The sequence below is a fragment of the Corallococcus terminator genome (assembly GCF_049194865.1).
GTDB classification, from domain to species: Bacteria; Myxococcota; Myxococcia; order Myxococcales; family Myxococcaceae; genus Myxococcus; species Myxococcus terminator_A.
Genome location: NZ_JBLZWL010000001.1, coordinates 282,468 through 305,163, shown reverse-complemented (window position 1 = coordinate 305,163; position 22,696 = coordinate 282,468). Strand labels below are relative to the sequence as shown.

At 68.7% G+C, this 22,696-nt stretch carries 23 protein-coding genes and 9 tRNA genes; 21 read left to right on the top strand and 11 right to left on the bottom strand.

Annotated features, from left to right (window positions below; translation table 11 throughout):
• The 4 genes from ACN469_RS01360 to ACN469_RS01345 all read left to right on the top strand — a co-directional run bounded on the left by ACN469_RS01360 (window position 1) and on the right by ACN469_RS01345 (window position 3,463).
• Window positions 1-504, top strand: a complete 504-nt coding sequence (locus ACN469_RS01360; protein ID WP_498763324.1) for a KdsC family phosphatase — start codon at window positions 1-3, stop codon at window positions 502-504.
• Between the two features lie 54 nt (window positions 505-558).
• On the top strand, window positions 559-1,419 hold the full coding sequence (locus ACN469_RS01355) for a hypothetical protein (protein WP_498763322.1): 861 nt from the start codon (window positions 559-561) through the stop codon (window positions 1,417-1,419).
• 175 nt (window positions 1,420-1,594) lie between these two features.
• A complete protein-coding gene (locus ACN469_RS01350) occupies window positions 1,595-1,978 on the top strand; it encodes a hypothetical protein (RefSeq protein ID WP_498763320.1) in 384 nt (127 codons plus the stop codon).
• A 159-nt stretch (window positions 1,979-2,137) separates the two neighbouring features.
• Window positions 2,138-3,463 carry an IS701 family transposase gene (locus ACN469_RS01345; protein WP_498763318.1) on the top strand — a complete coding sequence of 442 codons (1,326 nt, stop codon included), beginning with the start codon at window positions 2,138-2,140 and terminating at the stop codon, window positions 3,461-3,463.
• 43 nt (window positions 3,464-3,506) lie between these two features.
• Here ACN469_RS01345 and ACN469_RS01340 read toward each other — a convergent pair whose 3' ends face one another.
• The 3 genes from ACN469_RS01340 to ACN469_RS01330 are packed head-to-tail and all read right to left on the bottom strand — an operon-like array spanning window position 3,507 to window position 6,250.
• Window positions 3,507-4,223 carry a LytR/AlgR family response regulator transcription factor gene (locus ACN469_RS01340; RefSeq protein WP_498763316.1) on the bottom strand — a complete coding sequence of 239 codons (717 nt, stop codon included), beginning with the start codon at window positions 4,221-4,223 and terminating at the stop codon, window positions 3,507-3,509.
• The gene (locus tag ACN469_RS01335; RefSeq protein WP_498763314.1) at window positions 4,220-5,290 is read right to left on the bottom strand and encodes a sensor histidine kinase; all 1,071 of its coding nucleotides are present in this window, start codon (window positions 5,288-5,290) and stop codon (window positions 4,220-4,222) included. Before ACN469_RS01335 ends, ACN469_RS01340 begins: the two co-directional genes overlap by 4 nt.
• A gap of 39 nt (window positions 5,291-5,329) precedes the next feature.
• Window positions 5,330-6,250: an alpha/beta fold hydrolase gene (locus ACN469_RS01330; protein ID WP_498763312.1), complete on the bottom strand. Its 921-nt coding sequence runs from the start codon at window positions 6,248-6,250 to the stop codon at window positions 5,330-5,332.
• Window positions 6,251-6,446: 196 nt separating this feature from the next.
• Between ACN469_RS01330 and ACN469_RS01325 the strand changes: the two genes are divergently transcribed.
• The 3 genes from ACN469_RS01325 to ACN469_RS01315 all read left to right on the top strand — a co-directional run bounded on the left by ACN469_RS01325 (window position 6,447) and on the right by ACN469_RS01315 (window position 9,114).
• Complete coding sequence (locus ACN469_RS01325) at window positions 6,447-7,727, top strand: rhomboid family intramembrane serine protease (protein WP_498763310.1); 1,281 nt, start codon at window positions 6,447-6,449, stop codon at window positions 7,725-7,727.
• Window positions 7,728-7,954: 227 nt separating this feature from the next.
• The gene (locus ACN469_RS01320) at window positions 7,955-8,206 is read left to right on the top strand and encodes a hypothetical protein (protein WP_498763308.1); all 252 of its coding nucleotides are present in this window, start codon (window positions 7,955-7,957) and stop codon (window positions 8,204-8,206) included.
• Window positions 8,206-9,114: a tetratricopeptide repeat protein gene (locus tag ACN469_RS01315; RefSeq protein ID WP_498763306.1), complete on the top strand. Its 909-nt coding sequence runs from the start codon at window positions 8,206-8,208 to the stop codon at window positions 9,112-9,114. Before ACN469_RS01320 ends, ACN469_RS01315 begins: the two co-directional genes overlap by 1 nt.
• A 22-nt stretch (window positions 9,115-9,136) precedes the next feature.
• Here the strand turns inward: ACN469_RS01315 and ACN469_RS01310 are convergent, their stop codons facing one another.
• The 3 genes from ACN469_RS01310 to ACN469_RS01300 all read right to left on the bottom strand — a co-directional run bounded on the left by ACN469_RS01310 (window position 9,137) and on the right by ACN469_RS01300 (window position 12,981).
• On the bottom strand, window positions 9,137-10,060 hold the full coding sequence (locus ACN469_RS01310) for a DUF6929 family protein (protein WP_498763304.1): 924 nt from the start codon (window positions 10,058-10,060) through the stop codon (window positions 9,137-9,139).
• 35 nt (window positions 10,061-10,095) lie between these two features.
• The gene (mgtE, locus tag ACN469_RS01305) at window positions 10,096-11,421 is read right to left on the bottom strand and encodes a magnesium transporter (protein WP_498763303.1); all 1,326 of its coding nucleotides are present in this window, start codon (window positions 11,419-11,421) and stop codon (window positions 10,096-10,098) included.
• 189 nt (window positions 11,422-11,610) lie between these two features.
• Entirely contained in the window at window positions 11,611-12,981 is a 1,371-nt protein-coding gene (locus ACN469_RS01300) for a hypothetical protein (protein WP_498763301.1), read from the bottom strand.
• Between the two features lie 188 nt (window positions 12,982-13,169).
• Here ACN469_RS01300 and ACN469_RS01295 point away from each other — a divergent pair, with 188 nt between their 5' ends.
• The 7 genes from ACN469_RS01295 to ACN469_RS01265 all read left to right on the top strand — a co-directional run bounded on the left by ACN469_RS01295 (window position 13,170) and on the right by ACN469_RS01265 (window position 14,060).
• The gene (locus ACN469_RS01295) at window positions 13,170-13,322 is read left to right on the top strand and encodes a hypothetical protein (RefSeq protein WP_498763299.1); all 153 of its coding nucleotides are present in this window, start codon (window positions 13,170-13,172) and stop codon (window positions 13,320-13,322) included.
• A gap of 104 nt (window positions 13,323-13,426) precedes the next feature.
• A tRNA-Gly gene (locus tag ACN469_RS01290) sits at window positions 13,427-13,498 on the top strand.
• Between the two features lie 15 nt (window positions 13,499-13,513).
• Window positions 13,514-13,585, top strand: a tRNA-Ala gene (locus ACN469_RS01285).
• A gap of 37 nt (window positions 13,586-13,622) precedes the next feature.
• Window positions 13,623-13,697: transfer RNA gene (locus tag ACN469_RS01280), tRNA-Leu, on the top strand.
• Window positions 13,698-13,706: 9 nt separating this feature from the next.
• Window positions 13,707-13,782: transfer RNA gene (locus ACN469_RS01275), tRNA-Pro, on the top strand.
• A gap of 28 nt (window positions 13,783-13,810) precedes the next feature.
• Window positions 13,811-13,885, top strand: a tRNA-Pro gene (locus tag ACN469_RS01270).
• A 104-nt stretch (window positions 13,886-13,989) separates the two neighbouring features.
• Window positions 13,990-14,060 (top strand) — tRNA-Ala (locus tag ACN469_RS01265).
• 6 nt (window positions 14,061-14,066) lie between these two features.
• Here ACN469_RS01265 and ACN469_RS01260 read toward each other — a convergent pair.
• Window positions 14,067-14,456 carry a VOC family protein gene (locus tag ACN469_RS01260; RefSeq protein WP_498763296.1) on the bottom strand — a complete coding sequence of 130 codons (390 nt, stop codon included), beginning with the start codon at window positions 14,454-14,456 and terminating at the stop codon, window positions 14,067-14,069.
• Between the two features lie 90 nt (window positions 14,457-14,546).
• Window positions 14,547-15,338 carry a helix-turn-helix domain-containing protein gene (locus ACN469_RS01255; protein WP_498763295.1) on the bottom strand — a complete coding sequence of 264 codons (792 nt, stop codon included), beginning with the start codon at window positions 15,336-15,338 and terminating at the stop codon, window positions 14,547-14,549.
• Between the two features lie 203 nt (window positions 15,339-15,541).
• Between ACN469_RS01255 and ACN469_RS01250 the strand changes: the two genes are divergently transcribed.
• The 5 genes from ACN469_RS01250 to ACN469_RS01230 all read left to right on the top strand — a co-directional run bounded on the left by ACN469_RS01250 (window position 15,542) and on the right by ACN469_RS01230 (window position 17,261).
• Window positions 15,542-15,745, top strand: coding sequence for a hypothetical protein (locus ACN469_RS01250; RefSeq protein ID WP_498763293.1), 204 nt, complete (start codon window positions 15,542-15,544; stop codon window positions 15,743-15,745).
• Window positions 15,746-15,853: 108 nt separating this feature from the next.
• Window positions 15,854-15,926 (top strand) — tRNA-Glu (locus tag ACN469_RS01245).
• Between the two features lie 16 nt (window positions 15,927-15,942).
• Window positions 15,943-16,016 (top strand) — tRNA-Arg (locus tag ACN469_RS01240).
• Between the two features lie 10 nt (window positions 16,017-16,026).
• Window positions 16,027-16,099: transfer RNA gene (locus ACN469_RS01235), tRNA-Val, on the top strand.
• 202 nt (window positions 16,100-16,301) lie between these two features.
• Window positions 16,302-17,261, top strand: a complete 960-nt coding sequence (locus ACN469_RS01230) for a hypothetical protein (RefSeq protein WP_498763291.1) — start codon at window positions 16,302-16,304, stop codon at window positions 17,259-17,261.
• 7 nt (window positions 17,262-17,268) lie between these two features.
• On the opposite strand, the gene ACN469_RS01225 is transcribed toward ACN469_RS01230, so the two are convergent.
• The 3 genes from ACN469_RS01225 to ACN469_RS01215 are packed head-to-tail and all read right to left on the bottom strand — an operon-like array spanning window position 17,269 to window position 20,293.
• A complete protein-coding gene (locus ACN469_RS01225) occupies window positions 17,269-18,228 on the bottom strand; it encodes an alpha/beta fold hydrolase (protein WP_498763289.1) in 960 nt (319 codons plus the stop codon).
• Between the two features lie 45 nt (window positions 18,229-18,273).
• The gene (locus ACN469_RS01220; RefSeq protein ID WP_498763287.1) at window positions 18,274-19,425 is read right to left on the bottom strand and encodes an acyl-CoA dehydrogenase family protein; all 1,152 of its coding nucleotides are present in this window, start codon (window positions 19,423-19,425) and stop codon (window positions 18,274-18,276) included.
• Window positions 19,426-19,441: 16 nt separating this feature from the next.
• Window positions 19,442-20,293 (bottom strand): IclR family transcriptional regulator, encoded by an 852-nt coding sequence (locus ACN469_RS01215; protein WP_498763285.1) that lies wholly within the window; start codon window positions 20,291-20,293, stop codon window positions 19,442-19,444.
• A gap of 105 nt (window positions 20,294-20,398) precedes the next feature.
• Between ACN469_RS01215 and ACN469_RS01210 the strand changes: the two genes are divergently transcribed.
• Together ACN469_RS01210 and ACN469_RS01205 are read left to right on the top strand one after the other, a co-directional pair.
• A complete protein-coding gene (locus ACN469_RS01210; RefSeq protein WP_498763284.1) occupies window positions 20,399-21,169 on the top strand; it encodes an enoyl-CoA hydratase in 771 nt (256 codons plus the stop codon).
• Between the two features lies 1 nt (window position 21,170).
• Window positions 21,171-22,694 carry a 3-hydroxyacyl-CoA dehydrogenase gene (locus ACN469_RS01205; protein WP_498763282.1) on the top strand — a complete coding sequence of 508 codons (1,524 nt, stop codon included), beginning with the start codon at window positions 21,171-21,173 and terminating at the stop codon, window positions 22,692-22,694.
• Window positions 22,695-22,696: the final 2 nt, after the last annotated feature.

Here is a 22,696-nt window from a genome sequence, read left to right as displayed (position 1 = left end):
ATGAACCAGAACCTGGAATCGCTCAAGGCGCGGGTGGCGCGTCTGTCGGTGATGATTTTCGACATCGACGGGACGCTCACCGACGGACGCATCTTCTGGGTGCCCAACTCCGGCTGGACGCAGATGTACAGCGTGCGGGACGGCATGGGCATCAAGCGGCTCCAGGAGGTGGGCATCGAGGTGGCCGCCATCTCCGGAGGCGACAGCCTGTCCGCGCAGATGCGGATGCAGTCGCTGGGCATCAAGCACGTGCACTTCGGCAGTCAGGACAAGGTGGCGCACTTCGAGAAGCTGCTGGAGCTGCTGAATGTCTCCGCCGAGCACTGTGGCTACATGGGTGACGAGGTGGTGGACCTGCCGCTGCTCAAGGCCGTGGGCTTCTCCTCCGCTCCGCCCGAGGCCCCCGACGAGGTGCGCTCGCAGGTGCACTACGTCGCCCAGAAGCCCGCGGGCTTCGGTGCCGCTCGCGAGGTGTGTGAGTTCATCCTCCGCCACCGGGCGTAGGCGCCGCTCTCGCATGGGCGTGAGCGCGAGGTTCCCTGTGATAGGTCCGCGCGGGTGAACAAGGTCACCTGGCCCTGGTTGTTCGTCGCGCCCCTCTTCGCGTCCTGCGTCGGCCTCTGGGCGGCGAGTGCGCACGGCGTTCGCCCCGCCGCGTTCCTTCCGAACCTCGTGGCCATCGTCGTCGGAGGCGCGGGCTTCCTGCTCCTGACGCGGAGCCCGTCGACGTCTCCTCGACGCGCCGAGCAGGTGCTTCCGGTGGTGGCCTGTCTCGCCATCGCCGCGACGTGGGCCGCGCCGGGGCTGGAGGGGGTGCATCGCTGGTGGTCGCTGGGGCCCATTCGCATCAACGCGTCAGCGGCCTTCCTGCCGTGGCTGTTCCTCGGTGTCGGCGCTCGCGGTGCGTCGTGGCGCCCGTGGCTTGCGTGGGGACTCATGGTCCTCGTGCAAGGGATTCACCTCATGCAACCGGACGCCGCACAGGCCACGGCGCTCGCGCTCGCGGCGGTGCCGTTGCTGGTGGGCGGCGACTTCGTGAGCCGGCGCGCGGGCCTCTTCATCGCCGCGGTGTTGCTGGGACTCGCGGCCGTCACCTGGACGCGGAGCGACCCGCTGGAACCGCTCGACCATGTGGAGCGCATCCTCGTGCTCATCGCGGAGCAAGGAGCGCTCGGTGTGTTCGCGGCGTCGTGCGCGGTCGTGGGGTTGCTGCTCCCGGGCGTCCTGGCGGTGCTGAGTCGGGACTCACGGAGCGCGCGTTGGGGCGTCGCCTTCGTCCTGTATTTCGTCGCGTTGCTGGGGGCGACGTTCTTCGGGAACTTTCCTGTTCCCGTCATCGGCGCGGGCGCGGGGCCTGTTCTCGGCTGGTGGGCGATGGTCACCGCGCTGCGCGTACATGTGCAGGTGTCCCGAGAGTGAACCGGGGCGTCAGTGACTCCGCCAACCCGAGCGTCGGTGTTGGGAATCGTTACTTCCTGAAAAGTCTGCCGGGTCGCTTGCCCGCACGGGTTGTCGCGTCAGGAGGGCCTCCCTAGCTTGGGTTTCGCGCATGAGGCCGGCTGACGGCGCGAGACTCGCGGGAGGCGATGTGGGGATGCAGAGGTGGCTCGGGCTGTCGGTGGTGGTGGTGGGCCTCTCGGTGACCACGGGGTGCTCCACGCCCTCCGAGGAGTCCCAGGAGCGGCTCGCGGTGTTGGAGGCGGAGGCCGAGCAGCTGGATGCGGTGCTGGACAGCGTCGAGGAGCGGCTTCTTGGCAACCAGGCCATGCTCCAGACGTGGCAGGAGATGGGGCGTCGTCACCAGGAAGTGACGCAGCTGCATTGTCAGACTTCGGAACCGCACATGCTGGCGCGCATGAAGCACTACGAGAAGATGGAGGAGCGGGTGAACCAGATGCGGCGCCGCAGCAGCGTGGCCGCGGTGGACCCGGTGCTCACCTCCGGCAAGTCTCCCAAGCACAAGCAGGGCGCGAACTGACGCGTGCCTCAGACTCGACTTTCGCCCTTTTGGGCCGGGAGGCCCAAGCAGGGGGGCGAGGGGAGAAGGGGCTGAGGGTAGGAGAAGAGCGGCCATCGAGGCCAGCTGAGAGAGGTGTCCGGCAAGACACGCCTCCACCAGCACCTTCGAGGTCTCCCGATGGCCGCCTCCCATTTGTATGCACTGTTGCGAGTCTTGCAGCTGGTTCGGCCCGCCTTCACCGAGCCCTCGTTCCTGCGCTTCCTGGTGCTGTTCGCCGGCTGGGTGTGCAGTGGCGGCACGCACGCGGTCACCGAGGCGCTGGTGGCCGCGGGTGTCTCGGGCGTGCAGCACCACGCGGCCTTCCATCGCTTCTTCTCCCGGGCTCGCTGGAGTGCGGACGAAGTGGGCCGACTCCTGCTGCTGAAGCTTTCGGCCCTGGGGCCCCTGCGACTGGTGCTCGACGACACCCTGTGCAGCCACAAAGGGCCGAAGGTGTTCGGGCTGGGCAGCCACCTGGATGCGGTGCACTCCACCCGAGGTGTGCACGTCTTCTGCTTCGGCCACGTCTGGGTGACGCTGGCGGTGCTGGTGCAGGTGCCCTTCGCTTCGCGCCCCTGGGCGCTGCCCATCCTCTTTCGGCTCTACCGCACCCAGGCCGAGTGCCAGAAGAAAGGCATTGCGCACCGCAAGAAGACGCAGCTGGGCCGAGAGCTGGTGGAGCGTGTCCTCAGCTGGCTGCCCACGGCTCCCGTGGAGCTTGCCGCAGACGAGGCCTACTCGTGCAGCACCGTGCTCAAGCAGTTGCCGCAACGGCTCGTCTTCGTCGGCGCCATGCGCCCAGACGCAGTGCTGACTCGCCCGCGCACTCACCGGTGCCGCTCGCCGAAGACGGGCCGGTGGCTGACACGCGACGTGACGGTACCCAAGCCCCAGGCCCTCGCCCGGGATGCCGCGCTCCCCTGGCAGCGGCTGACGGCCTTTCTCTACGGCCAGTCGCAGCAGGTGGACTGCAAGGAGGTGGTGGCCCGCTGGAAGAGTGCTGCCGGTGAGCGGATGCTCAAGGTCGTCGTCGTGCGGATGACGGGCGGCAGCCGCCCCCTGCGCGTCTTCTTCTGCACCGACGCCTCCCTCACGGCCCTCCAAGTAGTGGAACGGTATGCCTTCCGGTGGAGCATCGAAGTGCTTTTCCGAGACTTGAAACAGCTGCTTGGCTTCGCCGACTCGCGTGCCCGCCGCCGCCTGGCCGTGCTGCGCACCGCTCCCTTCGCGGGCTTGAGTTACACCCTGCTCGTCCTCTGGTACCTGGAGCTGGCCGCCAGCTGGCAGCAACTGAAGTTGCCTATGCGACCCTGGTACACCACCAAGGCCACTGTCAGCTTCGCGGATGTCCTGCGATTGGCTCAAGCTACCCTGGCCCGTGCCCGCTGGCACTCGCCGCGTCGACTTCGCGCCAACTTACGCGCCGCCTCCCGCGCCACGCTGCCCCAGGGGCGCGCCGCGTAGACCGCAGCGCTCGCCCCTTCGCCACAAAAGAGCGAAAGTCGAGTCAGAGGCTCATGCGCTCGCGGAAGCGCTGGGACTGACGGCGTGACATCTCCACCTCGGTGCCTCCGCGCAGGCGCGCCACCAGCGTGCCTCCGGGGCCTGGCTCCAGGGTCTCGACGAAGTCGAGGTTGATGAGGTGCTGACGGCTGGCGCGGAAGAAGCGCGCCGGGTCCAGCTTCTCCTCCAGGTAGCTCAGTGAGCGCTGCAACAGTGGCTGATGTCCCTCCAGGTGCAGCCGGGCGTAGTTGCCCTCGGAGGTGATGAGCGGCACCTGTGCGAGCTGCACCAGCCAGCAGCGCTCACCGTCTCGTACGAACACCCGCTCCAGTGAGGCATCCGGAGTGCGTGAAGGCGAGTGTGCCGCGGGGCCGCCGCGCTGGCGCACGCGCTCCAGGGCTTCGGCGAGCCGCTCCGACTCGATGGGCTTGAGCAGGTAGTCGAGCGCGTTGACGGAGAACGCGCGCACCGCATGGGCGTCATAAGCGGTGGTGAAGATGACGTCCGGAGGCTCGTCGAGTCGGGCCAGCACGTCGAAGCCCGTGCCACCTGGCATCTGGATGTCGAGCAGGAGCAGGTCTGGCTCCAGGGCCTCTACTTGTCGGCAGGCGTCGTCCACGTGCGTGGCTTCACCCACCACCTCCACGTCCGGGAAGGCGGCCAGCAGCCGGCGCAGCTCGGCGCGGGCCAGTCGTTCGTCATCGACGATGAGGACTCTCATGAGGGCAGGGGAATCCGGACGCGCGCCGTGGTGAGTGTCGCGTGTGTTTGATCGAGCTGAAGCGAGGCGTGGGCGCCGCACAGCAGGCGCAGTCGCTCGGTCGCGTTGTGGAGGCCGACGCCGTTGGAGTGGGGCGCGGCCGGAGTGCCGGGCGGCGCGGCGGTGTTGGCGACTTCCAGCAGCAGCGCGCCTTCGTGCACGTGGGCGAGCAGGCTGACCTCGCCACCTTCGGGAGTCTGGGCGATGCCGTGCTTGATGGCGTTCTCCACCAGCGTCTGGACGAGCATGGCCGGCACGGGGACGACGAGCGCCTCCGGGGCCACGTCCTCGCGTACGCGAAGACGCTCGTCGAGGCGGATGGCCTCCAGGCTCAGGTAGTCACGCACCACCTGGAGCTCCTGGGACAGAGGCACCGTCTCGGGACCGCGCGCGGCGAGGGCATGGCGGAGCAGGGAGGACAGGCGCGTCACGGCCTGCTGCGCGCGGACGGGGTCCTCGACGATGAGGGCGCGCACGCTGTTGAGACAGTTGAAGAGGAAGTGTGGCTGGAGCTGGGCCTTGAGGAAGCGCAGCTCCGCGGTCTGGGCGGCGGCCTGTTGCTGCCAGCGCTCGCGCTCCACGGTGCGGGTCCGCTCGACGAAGTGGACGGCGAAGTAGGTGAGCAGCCACATCAGCATCACCACGGCCCAGAACGAGGCGCCGGTGATGGCGAAGGCGAAGGAGAAGTCCTCGCGCTTGTAGATGCCGAGCACGGGGTAGGCCAGGAAGAGGCCCACGGCCTGCTGAAGGGCGCCCAGTCCCACGCTGGTGAGGAGCACGCGCGGCGCCAGGCGGAGCAGGGACAGTTGGACCCACGCGCGCAGGTTCAGCGGGGCTCGGGCGAAGTGCGTGATGACTCCGCCCGAGAGGCTCATCGCGAGAATCCACAACGTGCGACGACCCAGCTGCTCGGCGCCTTGTGAAAGGGCCACCACTGTGAGGACGGTCAGCAGGATGTTCACGAGACCGTAGAGGCCCCATCCGCCCACCTGGCAGGCCACGTACACCTTGGCGCGTCGGGATGACATGCGTGTTCCTGCCTTCGTGAGGGCCTGACTTCACCACGCTCAGCGCTGGGACTCCACGCTCGCCGAGGGAGCGGTGGTCTTCAGGAAGGACTCCAGCGTGGCGAGGAAGCCATGGGGGTCGTCCCACATGATGAAGTGGCGGGCGGTGTCGTGCATGACGACACGCGCGGTGGGGAGGTTCTGGTACTGGCTGCGATAGTTGGCCTCCACGGCCTCACGTGGGACACGACCCTGGAAGGCAATCCACGAGCCGAGCACCATCGTGGGCGCGGTGATGCGAGAGAGCTCCGGGCGCAGGTCGGTGATGTTCATCTCGTACATCGCCTGCGTCACCGTCTCCGGGTCCGAGTCAGCGCCCCAGCGCGCGGCGACCTCGCGGCGGGCTTCATCGGCGATGTAGAGCTGGAGCACCTGGCGCGAGGCCTCGTTGCGCTGCTCCACCGTCCGCATGCGCACCTGGGCGCGGAACTGGTCGGCGAACGGCTTCGCGCTCTCGGCTGTGGCGCCCGGGTACAGCAACGCGGCCAGGAAGGGCACGCTGTCGACGATGAAGACGCCGCCCACCAGGTCCGGTGCATCGGCGGCGAGGCCGAGCGCCAGCACACCGCCCAGGCTGTGTCCGACGACGATGGGCTTCTTCAGGCCCTTCTCGCGGATGTACTCGGCGAGCGCGCGGCGCATGGTGGGCATGAAGGGCGCGGGGACCGACGGCTGTCCCGCGAAGCCGGCGAGGGTGAAGACGTGGCAGTCGTACTGACTCTGGAGTTTGGCGACGGTTTCGTCCCAGACCTCGCCCGACGACGCGAGGCCGGGGATGAACAACACGGGCTGGCCCTGGCCGGAGCGCTTCACCGCGAAGGGAGCGGCGGGGGCAGGGGCGCCGCCTGCGTTGGAGGTGGTGGCGCAACCGAAGAGCAGGGGCACGGCGACGAACGCCGCGAGGAGCAGGGCACGGGACATGGAGGACCTCCGCGAGAAGGACACCGCCAGGAGGGCGGCGTCTGACGAGAAGGAAGGTACAGGTCGCTCGGCTGGGAGCCCCGGATACTCCATGAGCGGTCCGGGAGCGGGATGAGTGGCGGAGGGGTGGGGTGACTGGCGTGAGCGCGGGCTTCTCGTGCAGGCTCGTCGGTCTGGGTCGTGGAAGGGAGCCGCCATGTCGTCGCCAACCTCCGAGCAGTCCGCTGTCGCGGAAGCGTCGACGGGAGAGGTGCCGGCCGCGCCCTCGTTCGCGGAGTACCTGGCGCGGAGGTTGATGGCCGACAAGGGCTTCGAGCCCGGCACGCATCCCGAGGCAGCGGAGTTGGTCGACGCCGCGGACGCGGTGCTCACGTACTCGGATGGGTACTCGTGCGTCATCGTGTGCATCGTGGACCGGGAGCGTGAGCCGTCGCGGCGGTTCGCGCTGGAGACGTCGGTGCTGGAGCGCGTGGGCAAGGCGTGTCTGCACTACTCGGGCACGGTGAGCGGGACGAAGCTGCCGGTGGGCTTGCAGTTCATCGAGGTGGGACGCGGGCCCGTGACGCTGGAGGACCGGGAAAGACTGGAGCGTCTGCGGCTCGGCCTGTTCAACAAGGTCCACCTGCACGCGATGCACGTGGACACTGCGTCCGGCGAGGTGTGGGCGAATACATGGCGACGCGCGATGGTGTCGCGTGGCTATGTGCGAGGACTGGTCCAGCAACCTCGTCGGGTGGACGAGCAAGAGGATGAGGTCGCCGAGGCACCCGAGCGCAAGCCGGTGTTGACGGTGGCGTTGCTGACGGTGTTGGCGCTGGCCTTCGCGGCGGAGCACCTCTTCGCCGTGGGCCCGTCGGGAGCGGGGCTGCTCGCGCCGGGCATTCAGACGCTGGTGGAGTTGGGAGGTCTGAACTCGGGGTTGGTGCTGGAGCATGGCCAGTGGTGGCGAATGTTCCTCGCGCCGCTACTGCATGGAGACCTCATCCACCTGGTGCTCAACGGCTTTTGCCTCTGGTTTGGGTCGATGATGTTGGAGAGCATGGTGGGCCGGGCATGGCTGGGCCTGCTGCTCGTCGCGAGTGCGCTCGGAGGTGGAGCGCTGTCGATGGCGCTCCATGGGGACTCGGTGGTGTCGGTGGGAGCGTCGGGAGCGCTGATGGGGCTCCTCGCGGCGGTGCTGGCACTGAGCCGACGTCTGCCGGTGGGGTCGGGCCGGGTGGAGGTGCAGATGATGGCGATGCAACTGCTGGTGCCGTCGTTGCTTCCCATCGCCGTATCGCGCACGGGAGACCAGATCGACTTCGCGGCGCACGTGGGTGGTGCAGTCGCGGGAGGCCTGGTGGGGCTGGGGCTCGCGAAGGTATGGCGGCGCGAGGACGCGATGCCTCCGGGGACGCGGTGGGCGGGCGCGGTGTCCGTGTTGGCACTGTGCGCGGTGGTGGTGAGCGTCTTCTTTGCGGTGGGCTTTCGCTCTTGAGAGAAGTCACCCAGGAGGCAGCGGGGTTTGGACGCTGGAACGTACTTGTGCGCTGCACCGCGCCAGACCTGCGCCAAAGCCTACCGAGTGTGCGCCGGGTAGTTCATGACACGCTTGCTTTTCAGGCTTCACCCGCTGTGGAGCCGGGTCGCAAGGGTTTCCGCTGGGCAGGCGAGCAGGCGCACCGTTCCGTGACGGCGTGGGCGAATCCAGGTAGAACCGGCGCCGTGAGACGCACCGCGCGCGCAGTCCTCGCCGCCATCGGGGCGGGGTTGCTGGGATGCAACGACCTGGAAGTCTGCGGCTCCACGGCCCAGGACATCACCCGTGAGGACGGGAGCGTCTACCGCTGTGTCACGTCGGAGGACTGCCCCCGCACCTCCCGCGTCGACGTGTGCGTCACCGACGTGTCGCCCATCGCCGAGTGCGTGAGCTGCGAGGAGTCGCGCTGCGTCACCGTCACCCCGGAGAAGTGCTAGTGCGGGGGCTCCGGTTCGCGCTCCTGGCCCTGGCCCTGGCCAGCGCCGGGTGTCGTCGCGACAAGCCCGTGGACCACCTCCAGCGCGCCCGCGACGCCATCTTCGAGAAGCGTCCCGACGAGGCCCTCGTCGAATACCGCAAGGCGTTCGACATGCTGCGGCACGACAGCACGCCGGAGGCGCTCGTCCTGCGCGCCCGCTCGTTGAAGGGCGCCGCGGACGTCTACTGGCTGGAGCAGCGCAAGGTGAAGGAGGCCGTGGGCGTCTACCGCGAGCTCATCCAGCAGTGTCCGGAGTCCCCCGAGGCGCTCGAGGCACGCATCATCCTCGCGGAGCTGCTGCGCGTGCACTACCGCGACCTGCGCGGCTCCATCGACCAGCTCACCGCCGCGCTCCAGCGCAATCCGCCCCAGGGCGCCGAGCTGCACTACCAGGTGGCCAAGCTCTACTTCGAGCTGGGCGACTATCAGCAGTGCGAGTTGGAGACGCGCCGCCTCGTCGAGCGCTTCGCCACCAGCGCTTTCGTGGACGACACCCTGTTCCTCCAGGCCCAGGCCATCGCGATGATGGAGGGCCGTCGTCAGGAGGCCTCGCGCGGCTTCGCGGACCTGCGCACCCGCTTCCCGGATTCGGAGCTGTCGCCGCACGCCCTCTTCGAGATGGGCAAGCTGCGCTCGGACGCGGGTGAGCATGAGAAGGCCATCGAGACCTGGGTGGAGACGCTGAAGACGCACCCGGACCCGACGCTCGTGCAGGACTACATCGCCCGGGCCCGCAAGCGCATCGCCAACACCACGGCTGAGGGTGTGGGCGAGCGCGAGGTGGCCTTCGACCGGGCCCGTCCCGCGCGCTCCTCGCTCGAGGCCGTCGGCGGCAGGCCCGAAGAAGCCGCGCACGAGCACGACTGACAAAGGGGCCCGTCCAGGGCGCCTACGCCGGTACGTCCAGCACCGCTTCCATCAAGGGCGCCGCCACCGCCGGGTCATCCGCGTCCGCCACCAGCAGCAGGTGCACGCGTCCACCTTCTACCCGCGCGTCCACGCCCTCCAGCTTCACCTTCGCGTCCACCGAGTCCAGGAACAGCGGCGTCCCATCCGGCGCCAGCAGCCCCACCGCGGAGCCCGCCACCGGACCATCCGCGTAGGCATTCCGGGTGTCCTCGGCCGTCGCGGTGAACACGAGCCGCCCGTCCGGCAGCGGTGACGCATCGGTGAAGGACAGCCGCACTCCGCCCGCGCGCCCCAGCTCCCAGCGCCGAATCGTGCGCAGCACCTCCGGGCCCAGCGCGCCCAATTCGACTCCGCGCAGCGCGCGCTCACGGTCCAGGTCCACCAGCGCGTCCACGCCCGCGTCCCCATTGCCCCGCTGCAGCAGCCGCAGCCTGGTGCCCACCATCGCCGCGCCCTCGATGTTGAGCGAGCCCAACTCCCGTCCAATCTGCTGGTACAGCGCCGAGCAGTCCACCGTGCGCGGCTCGCCCGCGAGCGCACCGTCCGCATTCAAGGGCAGCACCGCGCCGAGCACGCGGACCGACGTGGAGCCCGAAGGCAGCGCCAGCAGGGCACCATGCGGCGCGCCCGCGATGGGCCCCAGCACGCAGAGCACCTCCAGGTCTGGCTTGGCCGCCTTGCGCGCCTGGGGCTCTTCGGGCAGCTCACCCACGAAGAGTCGCGACAGGCGCCCTGGTGCGTCGCCTCGCGCGGAGAACGTCGCCAGGTGCAGCGAGTCATCCGCGACGACGTGCAGCCAATCCCCCACGCGCACCAGTCCACTGGCGGCGGAGACGTGCGCGGCGCGGTCCGGTGACTCCGGGGCCTCCAGGGTGAGGGTGCGCCGAAGGGTGGTGCGAATCATGACCGGGCCTCCCGCGCGGGCTGGGGCTCGCGCCTCTAGAGCAGCGTGCCGCGCAGCAGGAGGCTGGCGACGGTGAAGTAGATGACCACGCCGCTGACGTCCACCAGCGTGGCGACGAAGGGCGCGGAGGCGCTCGCGGGGTCGAAGCCGAAGCGGCGCAGCACCAGGGGCAGCATGGAGCCCGCGAGCGTGCCGAACGTCACCACGCCCAGCACGGAGAGCGCCACCGCGCAGCCCAGCAGGAAGGCGTGCTCGCCATAGGCGCCGGACACCTCCTGCCACAACACGATGCGACCCAGGCCCACCGCGCCCAGCACGAAGCCCAGCACCAGGCCGGAGAGCACCTCGCGCCGTGCCACGCGCCACCAGTCCTTCAGCCGCATCTCACCCAGCGCCAGCGCGCGGATGATGAGCGTGGAGGCCTGGCTGCCGGAGTTGCCGCCGGAGGAGATGATGAGCGGCACGAAGAGGCTGAGCACCACGGCGCGCTGAATCGCGCCCTCGAAGCTGCTCATGGCCGTGGCGGTGAGCATCTGCCCGAGGAAGAGGACGAGCAGCCAGCCGATGCGCTTCTTCAACATGCCGAAGAAGCCCACGTCGAAGTAGGGGGCCTCCAGGGCCTCCATGCCACCGACCTTCTGGATGTCCTCGGTGGCCTCTTCCTGGACGACGTCGACGATGTCGTCCACCGTGACGATGCCCTTCATCCGATTCTGCTCGTCGAGCACGGGCAGGGCCATGAAGCCGTGCTCGGCGAAGAGCTGGCTCACCACTTCCTGGTCCGTGTTCTCCGACACGGTGATGACGTCATGGTGCATGACGTCCGCGACCTTCTTGTCGCTGGCGGCCTGGAAGAGCTGGCGCAGCGAGAGCACGCCCTGCAGGCGCTGCTCCGTGTCCAGCGCATAGGCGTAATAGACGGTCTCCACCTTCTCCCGCGCTTGCTTGCGCAGATAGCCGATGGCCTCGTCGATGGTCATGTCCGGCCGCACGCGCGCGAAGCGCGGGTTCATCAGACCGCCGGCGTCGTCCTCCGCGTAGGCCAACAGCACGTTGACCTCGCGCCGGCTGGCGTCGTCGAGCTGCGCGAGGATGGCCTCGGCCGCGTCCGGCTCCACCGCCTGCACCAGGTCCGCCAGGTCGTCGGGGGGCAGCAGCCGCACCCACGTGCGCCGCTCCGATGTCGGGAGGTGGAGGATGAGCTCCGCCTGCTCGCGCGCGGACAGGCCGAGGAAGAAGTCATCCGCCACCGCGGACGGCAACAGGCGGAAGCCCTCCAGGCGCTCGTCGATGGAGAGCACCGGCCACGCTTCATGGAGCTCCTCCATGGAGAGCGAGGCGCTGAGAGGGCTGTCCATCATGGGGCTCGCCTCCGACGGTGGGAGCGCGCGGCCAGTCGCGACGCGCCGGCCTCTCTACACCCGCACGGAGGGCACTGCGAGAGGCAGGCAACCATCTCCCCACGCTTTTTCCGAACCTGTCACCGGTTCGGGGCCATGGCCCGTTCGTGGGAGCCCCAGGGAGTCACTTTCGAGCCTTGGACAGGCGGTTCAGGGCGCGGCCTGCTCGTAGACCGTGGTGAAGCCGACAGTCGGACGCGAGTCCCCGCCCCAGTGGAAGCGAGGTGAGGTGGAGCGGGAACCCTCGGCGAGCGGCATGTCGGTGGGCATCAGCTCCAGCCCCAGCGCGGACCTGCCCGGGAGGACCCTTGGCCGTGTCAGCGGGGTGTCGTTCCGGGGGACGGAATACAGGGCGGGAATGGTGAAGCCACCGCGGAAGGACGCGTCGGCCACGGCGATGGAGGCATCCAGGATGAGCGCGTTCTGCTCGTCGAGGTGTCCCTCGGAGATGCCCCAGCGATGGAGCATGCGTCCGGAGTTCCCCGTGGGGACGTTGGCGCCGACCTGGGTCCACAGGGTGCCGGTCTCCAGTCCCACGGGCCTGCCGCGCACGGGCGCGCAGAGCGCGTCCTCGGGCTTGAAGGCTCCATCTGCTCCGGGCTTGAAGGCACAGGCCGTGCTCTCCGTCGCCCCGGACAGGCTCACCACCAGCACCCGGTTTTCGGCCGCGCGCACCAGCAGCCCCACCGTGTTGTCCTGGCCAAACGGGATGCGTGACTGCCCTGGCGCCCAGGCTATGGGAGCGGGAGCCTCGAGCACCCCCTTCTCGGTGAAGACGAAGCGGTGCAGGGACTCGGAGTCCAACACCACCAGCTCGTTCTCCGAGGCCAGACGTGACTGGACGGTCTTCACGCCTGTCGTCGTGCCCAGCAGCAGCGAGCCCGTCAGCTCCAGCTCGTCGCCTGTGTCCACATACCGGCGCACCCGCCCATCTCCCACCATCCAGACGACGTTGCCCGACACGGCCACGTCGGGAGGCGTGGAGCCGGTGCCCAGCCGAAGGGGCCGGTCCGAGGGACCGCGCAGGGCGACCCCGTCACACAGCCACAGTCCATTTATGGTCCGCTCGAGCTGGCCGCACCGGGGCAGGGGAAGGGTGACGGGAGAGGGAGCCCCCGCCCAGCGGCTCGCCGCGTAGACGCCGAGCTGCCGGATGCCACCCACCGGGGTGAAGGCGAGGATGACGTGGTGCCGACCCACGACGGTGGGCGTGAAGCTCAGCGTGGCCACGGTGCCTGACGCCTGGAGGGAGACCTTGGAGGGAGTGAGGTGGTTCTCCGGGTCGAAGACCTCCGCGGTGGCGGTGTCGGGGGCCTGGGCCATCCGGCCGCTCTCGCACTGGAGTGTCCGGGTGGCGATGTCTACGCGCATCGCCGCGGGTGTGCCTACCTGGACGAGCAGCGGGTCGATGCCCGGCACTTCCCCTGGAGACGAGAGGTTGCAGAGGGCCGGCGCGTCGTCCGCAGCGCAGCCAGGGAGGGCGAGCAGGGCGGCCAGGGCGAGCGGGAGGGAGGTCTTCATCCGAGGGGGTCTCACCCCGACGTCGGCATCCCCTCCGGCCCGGGGGAAGCGGCGCGGGCTTCGTCCTTCCTCATACCCCGAACCCGGGGGCCCGGTCAGCCCCGGCGCGGCGAGGATGTCGACGAGAACACTCGCATGTCAGGGATGAAATATCCGCGCGTCATTTCTCGATGAAAGGAGCGGTGACCATGACGACGGCGAACCTGACGAGCCCGATGAACCCCGAGATTCTGAACGACACTGTCAGCGGCATCGATGCGCTCGCGCCCGACGCCCTGGCCACCGCTCTTCTTCCAGCCCTGCTGGGTGATGCCGACGGCGGTCTTCCGCCCGGAACCTGATTCTTCCGCGCCCGTTCTCGAACGTGGCACGGCAGGCAGGGCCGGGCTCCCCAGAGGGAACCCGGCCCTTCTCATTTTCCGGGCAGGCACCAGCACCAGCAAACGCAGCCTTGGCCGAGAGGCGAGGCACCTGAGCGCCACTCAGGACGACGCGGGTTCAAATCCCGCAGGCTGCTTTCATCAAGACATTTGGGGTCGTAGCTCAGCGGGAGAGCACTCGGTTCGCATCCGAGCGGTCCCGGGTTCGAATCCCGGCGGCTCCATTCAAATGCAGTCGTTGTCGTTGTGTCTGTTTCAAACGCCGCGGTAGCCCAACCTGGTAGAGGCGCTGCTCTCAGAATGCAGAGGTTGCGGGTTCGACTCCCGCTCGCGGCATGGTGGTTTCGGGACGTAGCTCAGCTTGGAATAGAGCGCACGCTTGGGGTGCGTGAGGTCGCTGGTTCGAATCCAGTCGTCCCGACTCGTTGCACGCAGTGGAAGTGGGTTTCCTGGATGTAGCTCAGTCTGGCCAGAGCGCACGGTTCGGATCCGTGAGGCCGCAGGTTCAAATCCTGTCATCCAGATGTGTTGTATGTAATTGCTCCGGGATGCGATTGGATCGCAGCACGGCCGTCTACCGTGTGAACAGGGTTCGATTCCCTGTCGGAGCGCTGGCAGCACCCCTTCAGGGATCGTGGCTTAACGGGAGAGCACTCGGCTGGCGTCCGAGCGGTCCGGGTTCGATTCCCGGCGATTCCATTCACCTCAGGCGGAGATGGGGGAGCAGATCTCCACCAGCACGCCGTTGAGGTCCTTCACGTAGGCCACCGTCTGTCCCCAGGGCTTCTGCTTGGGTGGATGGACGGGGCTTGCGCCTGACTGCACCGAGCGCTGGAAGGCGGCCGCGACGTCCGGAGTGACGAGCGCCACCTCCACCGCGGCGGCGGTCTCCTTCGGCCGATGGAAGCGCACGGTGAGGCCATTCTGGGCCGCCATCTCCTCCGACGCGAAGGCCAGGGCGGTGGCGCCCGTCTCCAGCTCTCCGTACGCGTTGCTCTCGTGGAGGAAGCGCCGCTTCAGGCCGAACGCCGCCTCGTAGAAGGCGAGGGTGGCGGGCACATCCGGGACATAGAGGATGACATAGCCGAGCTGCATGGGAACGCTCCGAGGCGAAGGTGAGGTGCTGCCTATTGACGCGGGTCTCTCACGGCGCCGCCGGAGCGTCTTGAAGAATTCGGACAGGCCTCATTCCAGCAGCCCGGTGGGGGACACTCCGGCCAACTCCCGAACCTCGCGGGTGAAGTGGGCCTGGTCCGAGTAGCCGCAGTCGAGCGCCAGGGTGCTCAGGTCCTGCTGCCCGGTGCGCAGGTGTGCCAGGGCTCGCTGGAAGCGGAGCACCCGGGCGAGCAGCTTGGGGGCCACGCCCGCCTCGTCCAGGATATCCCGGTGCAGGGTGCGCTCGCTGATGCCCAGGGTCCGGGCGAGCGAGGAGATGCGCACCTGCCCGGCGGAGGACTGGAGGCATTGGAGCGCGTGGGTGGTGCGCGCCCTCGGCAGGTAGCGAGGGGTGGCGTTGCGCTTCACCAGCTCCTGCTGGAGCAGGGTCATGGCGTGCTCCATGGAGCGGCAGGACGCCAGTCGCTGGTGGAGGGCGCGAAACGCGGGTGCGCAGTCCTCCACGGGGACATTCAGGTTGCGCAGCTCGCGAGGACTCACCCCGAGCAACGCGAGCGCCCAGCCCGGCCGGAGTCGGATGCCGAGGTTCACCGAGCCTGGCTCCAGGTCGACGAGGGCGAAGCGCTCCATGGGGCCGACCACCGTCAGGCGGGGCTCGGCGCCACGGCCGATGGCGTTGGCGTCGGGGAAGTGGACGATGAGGTCCGTGCAGCCGTCGGGGAGCACCCGGTGGACGCGAGGAGGTGCGCCTCCTTGCCGGGCAGTGGGGGCGACGAAGCGCCAGAAGGCGTCCACCCGGTCCGACAGGATGCCGGAGGGAGACACCTCCGTGTAGCCGCCCACCGCCTCATCCTCGTGCATCCCACGCCCTCCACATGAAGGGAGGATAACCCTGGAGGGCGGGCCGCGCGTAGCGCTCACCTCCGTGCGCGGGGCGGAGTGCCGACGCAGCTGACGGTATTCCATGTGACAGCGCATGCCCGGAGGCGCGGCCGATATGCACTCGGGCGCGAGGACGTTAGGGCGGGTGAAACATGGGTGAAACACGGCCTGTCAGGAGGAAAATGCAGACGCGTCTGTCCACGGCGAAAGGAGCGGTGACCATGCCGACGGTGAATCCGATGAGCCCGATGAATCTCAAGCGCAAGAACGACACTGTCCGCGGCATCGCCGTGCTGTTCGCGAACACCGAGCAGGACACCGCTTCCGAAGAGGATGAGTTCCTGGAGGGTATTGCTTCCTTCCGTGGTGCTCCACCTGGACTCTGAGCTTCCACGCCACGTCGACCGACGCGGCATGGCACTCCGAGGCCGGGCTCCCAGAGGGGACCCGGCCTCTTCCTTTTTCCCCGGTCCCCTCAACCGCGGTACCCAGTTGCCTCGTTCGTCTATCGGCGAAGGACACCGCACTCTCACTGCGGAAAGACGGGTTCGACTCCCGTACGAGGTACTCACACGAAACTTCAGGTCTTGTAGCTCAGTGGATGAGAGCACTCGGTTGCGAACCGAGAGGTCGCGGGTTCGACTCCTGCCAAGACCATCAGCAGCATGCACGCCGAGCCAGCGGGTGACGGCATCGGTCTGACGTACCGACTTCGCCGGGTTCGACTCCCGGGGCGTGCACTCTCGATGCAGGCAGGGCGCGAGGAAATGCGTCCACGCGTTGAGTCATTCATCCGGTTGTGGCAAGCAGGGGCCCGCCCGCCATGGATGAGTCCCCTTCGAACCTCGTTGATGTCTGCCTTTGCCTCGCGGCCCTCCCTGGGCCGTGGTGGGCGAGGCCCATCCATGTTGCCTCGGGGCCGTGCGCCGAAGCGGGTGCTCCATGAGCGCCGTCACGCTGCAAATCAACCTGGCGCCCACGGACCACCCGCACGCGCGACTCATCCTGCCGCACCAGCTTCGTCAGCTCGGTCCCTCCGTGCAGGAAATCCTGCTGGTGCTGGACCTGCACCGCAGCCAGGGCAGTCGCTTCGCGGAGGCGTGGCTGGAGCGGAAGCCGAAGATGGAGGCGCTGCTCGCGGAGCTGCGCGCCGCGGACCCTCGGGTGCGCGTGGTGGAAGTGGACTACTCGCCCGCCACCACCCGGGCCCTCTCCGAACGGTTCTTCGGCGGTACGCGCCTGCCGATGAAGGACTCGCGCGGCGGCCCCTATCACTCCTATTTCTTCGGCGTGGCCCAGGCGGCGCACCGGCATGTCCTGCACCTGGACGCGGACATGCTCATTGGCGGCGGCTCACGGACGTGGGTGACGGAGGCAGCGGAGCAGCTCGCCGCGCGTGAGGAGCTGGTGAGCTGCAGCCCGCTCTCGGGTCCCCCCACGGCGGATGGCACCATCGGAGTGGATGCCCGTTGGTACGAGCCGGATGGCGCGCCCCAGGCGTTCCGCTTCCGCCGCTTCAGCAGCCGAGTCTTCCTGGTGGACCGAGACGCCATGACGCGGCGCCTCGGCCCGCTGCGCGCGAGGCTGGCACCGCCCATCCATGTCCTGCGGGCGCTGCGGGCCGGCAATCCGCCCTACCGGGAGCCGGAGAACCTCGTCACGCGGACCATGGTGAGCAAGGGACTGTGGCGGCTGGACTTCCTGGGGACCGGGCCCGGCCTGTGGACCCTGCATCCCCAGTACCGCTCACCCACGTTCTACGCGCGGCTGCCGGAGCTCATCGCCCGGGTGGAGTCCGGCGACATGCCCGATGCCCAGCGCGGACAAGAGAACGTGCACGACAGCCTGGTGGACTGGTCCGACGTCCGCGCGGCGCGCAAGCGCTGGTGGCATCGCAGGTAAAGGACGCTCACCCGCTCGCGACGGAGCGCTCCGTGACGCGAGCCAGCGCGGGCATCGCGTCCGGCCGGTCCCACACGACGAAGTGGCTGCACCCGTCCAGCTTCACCACGTTGAGCTCGGGCATGCCGCGCTGAGCGCTCTCCAGCATGGAGGAGGACTCCAGCACCCGGTCCTTGCCAGGGACGAGCACGGTGCCGCGCCGCACGTTCCGGAACAGCGACGCGTCGCGCTCCTGGCTCCAGGCGCCGATGTCCAGCAGGTTGGCCACCATGGTCGACACCCGCTTCGGGTTGAAGGGGAAGGCCATGATGAGCTCCCGCTTGCGCGAGTCCTCCAGCGGCCCCCAGGCGCCCCGGTTGTGGCGGGCGATGGGCGCGCGTCGCCACAGGGGGATGGCGAAGGGCAGCAGCCAGAGCTGTGCGCGCGTCATGTTCGTGTACGGCCGCGCCTGCGGGAGCACGGGGGCCTCCAGCACCACCTCCACGCGCTCGAACAAGTCCGGCCTCAGCTTCGCTGCCTCCAGGACGACCGCACCGCCGCGCGAGTGCCCATGGACCCGCACCTGGTCCGTCTTCGGCAGATGCTCCAGCGCCTGCACCAGCACCGCGGCGTCATGGGCGATGGTGCCCTCCGGCTGCGTCGGCACCTTCGCCCAGGGGGCGGGGTGCTCACGAGGCGCGGTGATGGGCAGGTGGTAGTCGCAGCTCGTCACCAGGATGAGCTGGATGTCGGCTTCACCGTAGTGGCGCATGAAGTAGCGCATGTCCGCCACGAAGCCGTGCATGCCGATGACCGTGGCGCGGGGCTGCTCGCAGCGTCGCTCGGCGATGACCGCCTTGCCGACCCGGTAGACGTGCCCGTCGAAGGGCTCGCTCGGGCTGGGCGTGCCCTCCCTGCGCAGCAACCACTGCCGCAGGGCGAGCACGGAGACGGTGATGCCAGCAAGGACTCCGAATGCCACGTACATGCATGCTCCCAAGGAGGGGATGGCGCCGGAGCCTCGGGGGAGGGCTCAGCTCGCCTCGCGCATCATATTGCGCGCGATGACCAGTTGCTGAATCTGACTGGTGCCCTCGTAGAGTCTGAAAAGTCGCACATCGCGATAGAAGCGTTCGATGCCGTAATCCGCGATGTAGCCCGCCCCACCGAAAATCTGCACCGCGCGGTCCGCGACGCGTCCCACCATCTCGCTCGCGAACAGCTTGCAGCAGGACGCCTCGGTGCTGATGTTCTGTCCCTGGTCCCTGCGCAGGGCCGCGTCCAGCACCATGCACCGGGCCGCGTAGGCCTCCATGCGGCTGTCGGCCAGCATCGCCTGGATGAGCTGGAACTCCGCGATGGGCTTGCCGAACTGCTCACGCTCCATCGCGTAGCGGAGGCTCTCGCGGATGAGGCGCTCGGAGACGCCGACGCAGACGGCCGCGATGTGGAGCCGGCCCCGGTCCAACACCTTCATCGCCGTCTTGAAGCCCTGGCCCTCCACGCCCCCGAGCAGCTGCGCCACCGGGACGCGGCAGTCCTCGAACAGCACGTCGGCGGTGTGCGTGCCCTTCTGCCCCATCTTCCGGTCGGCGGGGCCGATGTGCAGCCCCGGCGTGCCTGCCTCGACGAGGAACGCGGAGATGCCACCGGAGCCCTTCTCGTCGGGGTTGGTGCGCGCCATCACCGTGAACAGCCCCGCCTCCGGCGCGTTGGTGATGAAGCGCTTGGTGCCATTGAGCACGTAGACGTCACCGTCGCGCCGGGCGGTGGTCCTCAGCGACGAGGCGTCCGAGCCGGCGTTCGGCTCCGTCAACGCGAAGGCGCCGACAATCTCCCCCGAGGCCAGTCGGGGTAGGTACTTGTTCTTCTGCTCCTCCGTGCCGTCCAGGACGATTCCCTGCGAGCCGATGCCGTTGTTGGTGCCGATGAGCGAGCGGAACGCGGGCGACGTCTGCCCGAGCACGAAGGCCACCTGCACCTCCTGGCTCATGTTCAGCCCGATGCCGCCGTACTCCACGGGGGTGGACAGGCCGAACAGGCCCAGCCCACGCATCTCCATGATGATGTCGGCGGGAATGGCGTCCTCGTCCGCGACGCGATGCTCGTTGGGAATCAAGCGCTCCTTCACGAAGCGCTCGAGCATGGTGAGCAGCGGCTCCAGGGTGTCGTCCTCGCGCTTCATGGGCAGTGATTCCTTGTCAGCGATGCTGGAGGGCCGCTTCGACGCTGCGAACGAGATTCACCAGCCGGGGCCCGATATCCAGGAGCAGTCGCTGGCGCGGGAGGAGGAAGGACGGGCCGCCACAGTTGAAGGCCAGCAGTCCGCTGCCGTCCGGCGCGACGAAGGGCACGCCCACGGCGTTGACGTCCTTGTCCCAGTCGCCGACGGAGAGCGTGAAGCCGTGGGTGCGGTACTCCTCGAGCGCCTTCTCGATGCTGGCCTCGATGCGCGGCCACTTCTCCGGCTCCCGCTTCGCCATGTGGTCCATGAAGTAGCGGCGCTCACCCTCCGGCAGCGCGACGAGCAGCGCGCGCCCCATGGCCGTCGTGGCCAGCGGAAGCCGTGAGCCGATGTCGAGCCGCAGCGTCACCGCCGCCGTGGAGCGACAGTGCTCCACGTACACGACATTCAGTCGGTCTCGACTGCCCAGGGACACGGGGACGTTGGCGTAGTCCGCCAGGTCCTGCATCAGGGGCCGCGCCACGTCGCGCACGCCCATGTTGGACAGCGCCGCGAAGCCCAATGCCAGCACACGGGTGCCGAGCTGGTACTTGCCCAGTCGCTGGGAATACGTGAGGTAGCCCAGCCGCGTCAGCGTGTGCGTGAGCCGGGAGATGGTGGGCTTGGGCAGCCCCGTGCTCGCCGCCAGTTCCTGGTTGCCGAGCATGGGGCGCTGAGGCGTGAAGGCACGCAGGATTTCCAGCCCCCGCGCGAGCGCCGTCACGAACTGACGGTCCTTCACTTCTTCTTCGCCCACCTGCTCCAGCGACTCCACGTAGGGGGCACCAACGTCATTGGGAGGAGATGAGAGGGCTGAGAAGCGTCGCATGGCGGTCCTGAAAGTGCGGGATTGCCTTCACGATAAACAGACAGTACTAATGGGTCAAGGTTTGCGAAATTCAATTTCGCACAGCGAAATCAGGGAGACCAGCCCATGGCTCAGGTGCTCGTTGAGAAGCCCGAGGAAGGCGTCGCATTGGTGCGACTCCATCGCCCCGAGGTTCGCAATGCATTGGGGTTGGAGCTGCGTCAGGAGCTGGCCGCCTGCTTCCTGGAGCTGGGAGCAGACACGGCCGTTCGCTGCATCGTCCTGACAGGGGGGCCGGAGTTCTTCGCGGCGGGCGCGGACCTGCGCGCGCTGGCGGAGGCGACGCCGGTGGAGTTGCTACTCCGAGACACCCATCGGCTCTGGCAGTCCTTGGTGGAGTGCCCCAGTCCGGTCATCGCCGCGGTGAATGGCTTTGCGCTCGGTGGCGGGTGTGAGCTGGCGATGCACGCGGACATGATTGTCGCGGGCGAGGGTGCCAGCTTTGGCCAGCCGGAGATTCGCGTCGGCATCATGCCGGGTGCGGGCGGCACGCAACGCCTGACGCGGGCGGTGGGGAAGTTCAAGGCGATGAAGCTGCTGCTCACCGGTGAGCCGATGACGGCCCGGGAAGCGGAGGCGATGGGGCTGGTCACGGAGGTTGTTCCGGACGGCGAGGTGCTGGAGCGGGCGCTGGCGCTCGCGCGCAAGGTGGCGCGCATGCCGCCCCTGGCCGTGCGGCAAATCAAGGAGGTCGTCCTCGCGGGGCAGGATGCGTCGCTGTCAGAGGCGCTCTTGTTGGAGCGCAAGGCGTTCCAGCTCCTCTTCGCGACCAAGGACCAGAAGGAAGGCATGCGGGCCTTCCTGGACAAGCGCAAGCCCGCCTTCGAGGGCCGCTGACATGGTCGACGTCCAATCCCCCTCACTCACGCTGGGACTGGTCGGCACGGGTGTCATGGGGCGCGGCATCGCCCAGCTCGCCGCGCAGGCCGGAATCACGGTGCGCTTGTTCGACGCCCGTCCCCAGGCCGCGGACGAAGCCCGCGCGAGCGTCGCGTCGATGCTGGACTCGCTGGCTGCGAAGGGCCGCTTGTCTCCCGAGGCAGCGCGCGCGGCGACGGCCCGGCTGGAGCCCGTTCCCGACGAGGCGTCGCTCGCTGGCTGTGACGTGGTGGTGGAGGCCATCGTCGAGGACCTCCGGGTGAAGCAGGAGCTGTTCACCCGACTGGAGGGAATCGTCGACCCTGGCTGCTTGCTGGCCACGAACACCTCGTCGCTGTCGGTGACGGCCATCGCCTCTGTCTGCGAGCGCCCGGGTCGTGTCGGAGGCTTCCACTTCTTCAACCCCGTGCCGCTGATGAAGGTGGTGGAGGTCATCGAGGGCGCACGCACGGAGCCGTGGGTGGGAGAGGCCCTCGTGTCGCTGGCCCATCGCCTGGGCCACCGGCCGGTTCGCGCGTCGGACACTCCGGGCTTCATCGTCAATCACGCCGGACGCGGCTTCGGCACGGAGGCGCTGCGCATCCTCCAGGAAGGTGTCGCGCCCTTCGCGGACATCGACCGGGTGCTGCGCGAGGCCGCGGGGTTCCGGATGGGGCCCTTCGAGCTGCTGGATTTGACGGGGCTCGACGTCTCCCACCCGGTGATGGAGTCCGTCTACGAGCAGTTCTACCAGGAGCCGCGTTTCCGTCCGTCGTACGTGCTGAGGCAGCGGCTCACGGCGGGACTGCTCGGACGCAAGAGCGGGCAGGGCTTCTATTCCCACGAGGGCGGCAAGCCTCACGTCGAGCCCGAGCCCGCGATTCCCTCGGGCGAGCGTCGGCCGGTGTGGGTCGCCGCCGATGAACCCGCGTGGCGCGACGCGCTCTTGTCCCTGGTGCGTGCAGCGGGCTGGTTCCCGGATGACGGCGAGCGACCCGAACCAGAGTCACTGTGTCTGGTGGCCCCGCTCGGGAGGGATGCGACGACCACGGCGCTGGCGCTGGAGGTCGACCCCGAGCGCACCGTGGCCGTGGACCTGTTGTTCGGCCCGGAGCGCCGCCGCACGGCGATGACGACGCCGGTGACACGGCGGCCGTTCCTGGACTCGGCGCTGTCGCTGCTCGCGGCGGATGGCACTCCGGTGTCTCGCATCCACGACAGCACGGGCTTCGTCGCGCAGCGGGTGCTCGCCACGGTCGTCAACATCGCTTGCGACATCGCGCAGCAGCGCATCGCCAGTCCCGACGACATCGATGCCGCGGTGACGCTGGGGCTCGGCTATCCCCGAGGGCCGCTGGCCTGGGGTGACGCGCTCGGGCCTCGCAGGCTGCTGAAGGTGCTGGAGGCCATCCACTCCGCCTCGGGTGACCCTCGCTACCGCGCCAGTCCTTGGTTGTCCCGCCGAGCCCGACTCGGTGTCTCCCTCCTCACTCCGGAGAACTGACC